This is a genomic window from Xanthobacter sp. BG11Y11_SDJG (assembly GCF_057364445.1).
Genome location: NZ_JBNFNU010000203.1, coordinates 1 through 7,491, shown reverse-complemented (window position 1 = coordinate 7,491; position 7,491 = coordinate 1). Strand labels below are relative to the sequence as shown.

The window sequence follows — 7,491 nt, the reverse complement described above, 5'->3', positions numbered from 1 at the left end:
GCGCGCGGCACCAGTGCCGCCGGAATGAGCGTCATGGGGCGGCGTGCCGATGAAGCCGGCGGCGAAGGCCGAGGCGGGGGCCTCGTAGAGGTCGGCGGGGGCGCCCTGCTGCTCGACGCGGCCGTCGCGCATGAGGATCACCTGGTCCGCCATGCCCATGGCCTCGGTCTGGTCGTGGGTGACGTAGATCACCGTCATGCCGAGCCGGCGCTGCAAGGCGCGGATGTCCTGGCGCACCGCGTGGCGCAGCTTGGCGTCCAGGTTGGAGAGCGGCTCGTCCATCAGGCAGAGCGGATGATCGGCGACGATGGCGCGCGCCAGCGCCACGCGCTGGCGCTGGCCGCCGGAGAGCTGGGCTGGCTTGCGCGCGCCGAGGCCGTCGAGCCCGGTGAGCGCCAATGCCTCGGCGAGCTTGCGGCTCCGCTCGGCCTTCGCCACCCGGCGCACCTTGAGGCCGAACACGATGTTCTCCTCCACCGACAAATGCGGAAACAGCGCGTAGGACTGGAACACCACCGAGAGGCCGCGCGCGGAGGGGGCGAGCGCGGTCACGTCGCGCCCGCCGATCGCCACCCGGCCGCGGTCGGGCGTCTCCAGCCCGGCGATCATGCGCAGCGTGGTGGACTTGCCGCAGCCGGACGGGCCGAGCAGCACCGTGAAGCCGCCGCGCGGGATGGCGATGGACAGGTCCGTAACGCCCCCGCCGCCGGGGAAGCGGCGCGTGACGCCCTCAAGGCGCACGAAGTCGGAGCCGGACGGGTTCATGCGCGCGCTCCGGTGGCGACGCGCAGGCGCCGGGCCTGGTCCTCGCCCGCGAACAGCGGCGAAAATTCGGGCGGCGGCGGCGCGTCCAGCACCACGAGGTCGATGTCGGCGAGCCGGCCGCCGCGCGCCGGCGCCGGCCGGCCGAACTTGCTCACGTCCGCCACCAGGATGGACCGGCGGCAGCTGCCGCGCATGGCGGCGCGCACCAGCACCTCGGCGCGGTCGAAATCCACCAGCGTGCCGTCCGGCTCGATGCCGCCGACACCGAACACGCCGACATCGACCCGGTAGTCGCCGAACATCTCCTCCACGTGCGGCCCGAGCATGTCGCGATCCGGCAGGCGCACCGCCCCGCCGGGCAGGATGATGCGGTTCGAGCGCGCCACCGAGAGCGCCATGGCGACGTTGAGGTTGTTGGTGACGACCGTGAGGTCAGCGTGGCCCTGCAGGGCGAGGGCGACGAATTCGGGCGTGGTGCCGATGCCGAACGAGACCGAGGCGCCGTTCGGGATCATGCCCGCCACCAGCGCGCCGATCGCCTGCTTGGCGAGCGGATGGATGATGCGGCGCGAGTCGTAGGGCAGGTTGACGCGCGGCGCTTCCACATATTCCGCGCCGCCGCGCGCCGGCGCAGCAGATTGGCGTCGCACAGGGTGTTGATGTCGCGCCGGATGGTCTGCGGCGTCACCGCGAAATGCTCGGCCAGCATCTCGACGCTCAGGAACCCGCCCTGGCGGGCGAGGTCGACGATGCCGTGCTGTCGCGGTGTGATGTTCATTCCCGTCCGCCGTCATGTTCATTTGAACATCGGCGGGACCGTAATCGGGCTCGTTGAACCTGGAACGTCAGTTCTATGACGCTCGAATGAACCTCCCGGGTGGTGGCTCGCCCTGGCCGGGCCGGTCTTCAGCGCATCCGGTCGCGCAGGATGTCCGCCACCACCGGGGCGACGCCCGCGCGGAAGCTCTTGACCGCGTCGCGCACGATCGGCGCGAGGTCGTCCGGCGTCGTCGTGCCGTACACGTAGCGGCGGATGGCGAGGTAGAAGATGCGCCCGTGCAGCCCCCAGAACAGCTCCGCCTCGCGCTCGCCGATCGGCACGTCCTCCGGCGGCGGCAGCTTCAGCTCGGCGCGCAGCTCCGCGCAGGCGGGCAGGATGATCTCATCGCGCACGATGGCGAGGTAGCGGCTGGTGATGTCGAACGACTTCAGCCCCGAAAAGGCGAAGATGCGCACCCAGTGATAGTCGAACACCCGTTCCACATATTCGAGGTAGAACTGGGTGAGGCGCTCTTCCAGCGGGCGCGCGCGGTCGGTGACGAGGAGCGCCCAGCTCGCCTGCCAGCGGCTGAGATAGACGTGCTCGTAGACCCGCTCGATCAGCGCTTCCTTGCTCGGGATGTAGCGGTAGATGGCGGAATGGGTGATGCCCATGCGCTTGGCCAGTTCGCGCGTCTGTCCCTCGAAGCCGCGCTCAGCGAAGAACCGCACCGCCTCCTCGATGATGGCCTGCTCGCGGTCGGCGGCGCGCATGTGGCGCCGGGGCGGGCGCGCGGCGCGGCTCGATCCGGCGTCTCGGCGAATGGCTTCACCGCGTCTTCCGTCCTTGAGCCGCACACGGCGCGGGCCGCGCCACGCCTTGCGATAGCGCAAGCGGGCGCCGGGACCAAGGGGACAGCGGTTCGCGCGGCGGCGGCGGCGCCCGGAAATCGAACGCGGCGCTCGCACCGGCTGGAGGCTCCGGCGCGGCCGGAGCCTCCTTTCGTCAGGGGCCGGCGGCGCTCAGGCCGGCATCTTGGAGAGGTCCACGCGCGGCGGCATGGCCTTGCCCAGCTCCTCGCGCGTCACCTTCTTCTGCACCTCGAGCTTGTTGTCGATGACGCGCGAGATGTAGCAGTCGATGATGCCGGAGTGGTCCTCCTTGCGCAGCAGCTTGGCGCCCTGCGGGTGGCCCAGCGAATTGGCCATCTCCAGGCCCTCCAGCGCCTCGATGACGAGCAGGTCGTCCTTCTTGGTCTTCCAGCCGCTCTTCTCGATCGCCTCCTTGAGCGCGAACACGTTCTCCCAGGACTGCCAGGCATGGCTCTTCGCCATCACCTTGGTGGAGGTCTTCTCGCGCGCGTCGACGTCGTCGATCTCCATGATCTCGTTGTGCTTCTTGTGGAATTCGTCGTCCTTGAACTTCAGCATGCGCGGGAAGTTCTCGACCAGATAGACCCCCTCGCCCGCGCCCTGCAGGTCCGCCGGGGCGATCGCCTCCATGGTGCCGCAGATGGAATACATGCGCATGGTCTTCTCGAGGCCCATGGACTTCGCCTGGGTGTAGAAGGCCACCGACTGGGCGCCGAAGAACACCGAGAACAGCACCTCCGTGTCCTGCTGGATCTTGGCGAGGTAGGGCACGAGGTCCTTGGCGTCGAGCGGCACGAAGATCGGCGGGTGGACCTTGCCGCCGAGCTTCTCGATGACCGCCTTGTGCTCCTGGTAGTGGCTGTGGCCCCAGGCATAATCGGGCGAGATGATGGTCCAGGTCTTGCCGAGGTTCGCGAATGCCACGGCGCGCGGCGGCGGCGAGGCCGTAGGTGTCGGTGCCGGTGCGGAACGAATAGCGCGTGCCCTTGGAGCCGGTGGCCTCGGTGGCCTCGCCGGCGGAGAAATAGATGGTCTTCAGCTCGGTGGCGACCGGGATGGAGGCGAGCATCACGCCGGAATGCACCGAGCCGACGACGAAGTTCGCCCCGCCACGCTCGATCAGCGCGCGCAGCTTGCGCGAGCCCACCGCCGGGTTGGATTCGGTGTCCTCGGTGAGCAGCTCCACCTTGCGCCCAGCGATGCCGCCGCCGTCATTGACCAGCTTCACCGCGGCCTTGGCCGCCTTGTCGTGCCAGTAGCCCCAGGAGGAGAAGCCGCCGGTCAGTTCGCAGTGGTTGCCGATATAGATCGGCCCGCCGGCCTGGGCGTAGAGATCCTTGGTCAAGCCGAGATAGGACGTGCCCGCGGCGACGCCGCCGGCCAGCGCATGGCCGAGGAAGCTGCGCCGTGACAGGCCGGACGCTTCGGGAGCGGGGGACGCGGAGAGTTCGGGGAATTTCGCCTTGCCGTCGGTCATCTGTTCCACTCCGGTTTGTTTGTGCGTGCTCTAGAGCGCCACGCCGAGATAGCGGTGGATCGTCGAGGGATCGGTGGTGAGGTCCTGGCTGGTGGCCTCGTGCACCACCTGCCCGCGCTCCATCAGGTAGATGCGCGAGGCGAGCGCGAGCGCCGTGCGCACATTCTGCTCCACCAGGAGCACGGCGACGCCGCGCTTGGCGATGGCGGCGATCTCGCGCCGGATCTCGGCGACGAGTTTCGGCATGATGCCCTCGGTGGGCTCGTCGAGCAGGATCAGGCTCGGCTTGCGCATCAGGCAGCGGCCGATGGCGAGGATCTGCTGCTCGCCGCCGGAGAGCGTACCGGCGGCCTGGAAGCGCCGCTCGGCGAGCCGCGGGAAGCGGGTGTAGATGTCCTCCACCAGTTCCGGATCGGGCGCCGACCTCAGGCCGAGGAAGAGGTTCTCCTCCACGCTCAGCACCGGGAAGATGCCGCGGCCCTGCGGCACGTAGCCGATGCCGAGGCCGGAGAGCTTGTAGGCCGGAAGGCGGCCGATGTCGTTCCCCTGGAACGCCACCGATCCGCCGCGCCGCTGGAGCAGGCCGAGGATGGCGCGCAGGGTCGAGGTCTTGCCGACGCCGTTGCGTCCGAGCAGCGCCACCGTCTCGCCGGCGCCGACGTTGAGGTTCACGCCGCGCAGCACCGGAACCCGGCCGATGGAGGCCTCGAGGCCCTTGACGTCGAGCACCGTGCTGCCGACCACGGGATGGGCGAGCGGGGCGTTCATGCTGCGTCCTCCGGCGCGCCGAGATAGGCGTCCTGCACCTCGCGGTTCGCCGCGATCTCCTTCGGGGTGCCGCGCGCGAGCACGCGGCCAGCCGCCATCACGGTGATGCGCTCGGCGATGGCGAACACCACCTCCATGTCATGCTCGATGAGGATGATCTGCGTCGACTTGGAGAGCGCGACGATGCGGGCGACCGTGGTCTCGGTCTCCGCCGGGCTCATGCCGCAGATGGGCTCGTCCAGCAGCAGCAGCTTCGGCTTGTTGGCGAGCGCCAGCGCGATCTCCAAAAGCGCCACGTCGCCATAAGAGAGCGTGCCGGCGACGCGCTTCGCGAGGCGGGCGAGGCCGGTCTCGGCAAGCAGTTCCTCCACCCGCCGGTTGACGCCGGCAAAGCCGAGCGCCGGGCGCAGCGGGCTCGCGATCTTCTCGTGCGCCATCACCGCCACGCGCAGATTGTCCGCCACCGTGAGGCCGGTGAACACGCTCTTGATCTGCAGCGTTCGCGAGAGGCCGCGCGAGACGATCTGGTGCGGCTTGAGGCCGGCGATGTCGTCGCCCTCGAAGACCACCTCGCCGCCATCCGCCGGCAGCATGCCGGTGATGAGGTTGAACAGGGTGGTCTTGCCGGCGCCGTTGGGGCCGATCACGGCGCTCAGCACGCCATAGGGGAAGTCGAGGTCCACCCCGTCGACGGCGGCGAGGCCGCCGAAGCGCTTGGTGAGGCCGCGGATGGAGAGCACGTTTTCCATCACTCGGCCTCCGCGCGGGCGGGGGTGGCGGGGATGCCGGGATTTTCCAGATGCTCGCGCTCCTGGCTTTCGCGGCGGCGGGCGAGCGCATTAAGCGAGCCGACCAGGCCCTTGGGCGCGAAGATCACCACCAGGATGGTGATGGCGCCCACCGCCATGAGGTAGTTCTCCCAGAGGCCGGAGACCACCTCGCGGAAGACGATGAGCAGCGCCGTGCCCACCAGCGGACCGAGCAGCGTGCCCGCACCGCCGACGATGGCCCACACCACCGCCTCGCCGGAGACGTGGTAGAACATGTAGGAGGCCGAGGCGTAGCGGCCGAACAGCGCCAGCAGCGCGCCGCCCACGCCGGCGATGAAGCCCGCCAGCACGAAGGCGATCCAGCGCGTGGCATAGACGTTGATGCCGATCAGCTGGGCGCGCTTCTCGTTCTCCCGCACGGCGGCGAAGCGCAGGCCGAGCGGGCTCGCCACCACCAGCGCCAGCAGCGCATAGCAGGCGAGGCAGACGAGGAAGATGAAGTAGTATTGCGTCGTGCGGTCGGTCAGCATCCAGCCTGCCGCCTCCAGGATCGGCGGCGCGCTGAACGACAGGCCGTCGTCGCCGCCGGTGAGCCATTTCTGCGACATGGCGACGAAGTAGAAGATCAGCGAGAACACCACCGTGATGATCGCGAAATAGTGCCAGGTGAGGCGCACCGCGAACGCCCCCGCCAGCGCCGCCATGCCGGTGGAGGCGACGACGCCGAGAGCCAGCGCCGGCCACAGGCCGAGGCCGAACATGGAGATGCCGATGGCGGTGCCGTACATGCCGAAGCCGAAATAGAGCGCCTGGCCGAACGACAGCAGACCCACATAGCCGAACAGCAGGTTCACGCTGGCGGCGAGCAGCGACCAGATGAGAATTTCCGCCACCACGTTCACCCAGAAGGTGAGGCCGAAGGCGGGCAGCACCAGCGGCAGGCTGGCGAGCGCGGCGATGAGCGCCACGATCAAGGCGATGCCGGCGGCCCTCATCGCGTGGCCCCCGCGAACAGGCCGTGAGGACGGGCGAGCAGCACGACGCTCATCACCACCAGCGAGGAGATGCGCGCCATGGTCGGGTCGGCGAAGGCGGAGACGACCCCCTCCATCACCGCCAGCAGCACCGCGGCGGCCACCGTGCCCTTGAGGTTGCCGAGGCGCCGATCACCACCGCCATGAAGCACACCGGCAGGATGTCGATGCCGGCGCGGAAGTCCACCGTGGTGATGGGCGCGGCGATGACGCCGCCGAGCAGCGCCAGCGCGGTGCCGAGGGCGAAGGTGAAGGCGCACACCAGCGTCACCGGAATGCCGAGCGCGGTCGCGGTCTCGCGGTCGTGCCGCACGGCGCGGATCCAGGTGCCGAGCGTGGTGCGCGACAGGAACAGGAAGAAGCCGGCGATGGCGAGCGCCGCGAACAGGGCCGCGAACAGGCGGTAGATGTCGTAGTCGATGCCGAACAGGTGGATGGTGCCCTCCACCGGGGCGGCCATGCGGCGCGGCTGCGGGCCGAGGGTGGCGCGCACCGCTTCCTGGAGGATCATCGACAGGCCGAAGGTGATGACGATGGTGAGCGAGGCCGAGCTGATGGCGGGGCGGATCACCAGGCGCTCGATCACCAGCCCCAGGCAGAAGCCCAGGAGCGGCACCAGCACCAGGGCGATCCAGAAGCCCGTGGAGCCGGCAATGACGAGGCCGAGCACGGTGCCGACCATGAAGAAGTCGCCATGGGCGACGTTGATGATGTCCAGCAGGCCGAAGATGATGGACAGGCCGAGCGCGATGAGCGCGACGATCAGTCCCCAGATCAGGCCGTTGATGGTCAGTGCGATGACGATGTCCATGGCTCTGGCAGGTTGTTGTGTTTCATCGAGTGTTGCCGCCCGGAAGCGCGGGGGGTACCGCGAAAATCTGCAAAAGGGTTTGCGGAAAAGGCACGCCCAAATTCTCGGCAGATGACACGCTTTTCGCCATTTCGCCCAGCGCTCGCCTGCGATGTCTTCACTCATGGCGCAGGCCCGGGCCGCGCCGGCCCGGGACGGGCGCGCGCACGCCCTCGACGCCTCGAGGCTGGGCCG

At 69.3% G+C, this 7,491-nt stretch carries 10 protein-coding genes and 1 pseudogene; all 11 read right to left on the bottom strand.

Features of this window, described 5'->3' with window-relative positions:
- The coding region (locus AC2W7M_RS15800) for an ABC transporter ATP-binding protein (RefSeq protein ID WP_486133173.1) at positions 1-765 on the bottom strand (765 nt) is incomplete at its 3' end.
- Positions 762-1,370, bottom strand: coding sequence for a DeoR/GlpR family DNA-binding transcription regulator (locus AC2W7M_RS15795; protein ID WP_486133172.1), 609 nt, complete (start codon positions 1,368-1,370; stop codon positions 762-764). The genes AC2W7M_RS15800 and AC2W7M_RS15795, both read right to left, overlap by 4 nt.
- Positions 1,277-1,543 (bottom strand): DeoR family transcriptional regulator, encoded by a 267-nt coding sequence (locus AC2W7M_RS15790; protein ID WP_486133171.1) that lies wholly within the window; start codon positions 1,541-1,543, stop codon positions 1,277-1,279. Before AC2W7M_RS15790 ends, AC2W7M_RS15795 begins: the two co-directional genes overlap by 94 nt.
- 128 nt (positions 1,544-1,671) lie before the next feature.
- Entirely contained in the window at positions 1,672-2,298 is a 627-nt protein-coding gene (locus tag AC2W7M_RS15785) for a TetR/AcrR family transcriptional regulator (RefSeq protein WP_486133170.1), read from the bottom strand.
- Positions 2,299-2,547: 249 nt separating this feature from the next.
- Positions 2,548-3,321, bottom strand: a complete 774-nt coding sequence (locus AC2W7M_RS15780) for an ABC transporter substrate-binding protein (protein ID WP_486133169.1) — start codon at positions 3,319-3,321, stop codon at positions 2,548-2,550.
- Between the two features lie 64 nt (positions 3,322-3,385).
- A pseudogene (locus tag AC2W7M_RS15775) lies at positions 3,386-3,874 on the bottom strand (ABC transporter substrate-binding protein); the annotation flags it as partial.
- Between the two features lie 30 nt (positions 3,875-3,904).
- The gene (locus AC2W7M_RS15770; RefSeq protein ID WP_486133168.1) at positions 3,905-4,642 is read right to left on the bottom strand and encodes an ABC transporter ATP-binding protein; all 738 of its coding nucleotides are present in this window, start codon (positions 4,640-4,642) and stop codon (positions 3,905-3,907) included.
- The gene (locus AC2W7M_RS15765) at positions 4,639-5,391 is read right to left on the bottom strand and encodes an ABC transporter ATP-binding protein (RefSeq protein WP_486133167.1); all 753 of its coding nucleotides are present in this window, start codon (positions 5,389-5,391) and stop codon (positions 4,639-4,641) included. The genes AC2W7M_RS15770 and AC2W7M_RS15765 overlap by 4 nt, the downstream gene beginning before the upstream one ends.
- Positions 5,391-6,407 (bottom strand): branched-chain amino acid ABC transporter permease, encoded by a 1,017-nt coding sequence (locus AC2W7M_RS15760; RefSeq protein ID WP_486133166.1) that lies wholly within the window; start codon positions 6,405-6,407, stop codon positions 5,391-5,393. The genes AC2W7M_RS15765 and AC2W7M_RS15760 overlap by 1 nt, the downstream gene beginning before the upstream one ends.
- A complete protein-coding gene (locus tag AC2W7M_RS15755; protein ID WP_486133165.1) occupies positions 6,404-6,550 on the bottom strand; it encodes a hypothetical protein in 147 nt (48 codons plus the stop codon). The genes AC2W7M_RS15760 and AC2W7M_RS15755 overlap by 4 nt, the downstream gene beginning before the upstream one ends.
- On the bottom strand, positions 6,523-7,257 hold the full coding sequence (locus tag AC2W7M_RS15750; RefSeq protein ID WP_486133164.1) for a branched-chain amino acid ABC transporter permease: 735 nt from the start codon (positions 7,255-7,257) through the stop codon (positions 6,523-6,525). The genes AC2W7M_RS15755 and AC2W7M_RS15750 overlap by 28 nt, the downstream gene beginning before the upstream one ends.
- Positions 7,258-7,491: the final 234 nt, after the last annotated feature.

Coding starts and splice junctions, on each gene's coding strand:
- AC2W7M_RS15760 (WP_486133166.1), bottom strand. CDS start 6,407: ATGAGGGCCGCCGGCATCGCCTTGATCGTGGCGCTCATCGCCGCGCTC.
- AC2W7M_RS15750 (WP_486133164.1), bottom strand. CDS start 7,257: ATGGACATCGTCATCGCACTGACCATCAACGGCCTGATCTGGGGACTG.
- AC2W7M_RS15785 (WP_486133170.1), bottom strand. CDS start 2,298: ATGCGCGCCGCCGACCGCGAGCAGGCCATCATCGAGGAGGCGGTGCGG.
- AC2W7M_RS15770 (WP_486133168.1), bottom strand. CDS start 4,642: ATGAACGCCCCGCTCGCCCATCCCGTGGTCGGCAGCACGGTGCTCGAC.
- AC2W7M_RS15790 (WP_486133171.1), bottom strand. CDS start 1,543: ATGAACATCACACCGCGACAGCACGGCATCGTCGACCTCGCCCGCCAG.
- AC2W7M_RS15765 (WP_486133167.1), bottom strand. CDS start 5,391: ATGGAAAACGTGCTCTCCATCCGCGGCCTCACCAAGCGCTTCGGCGGC.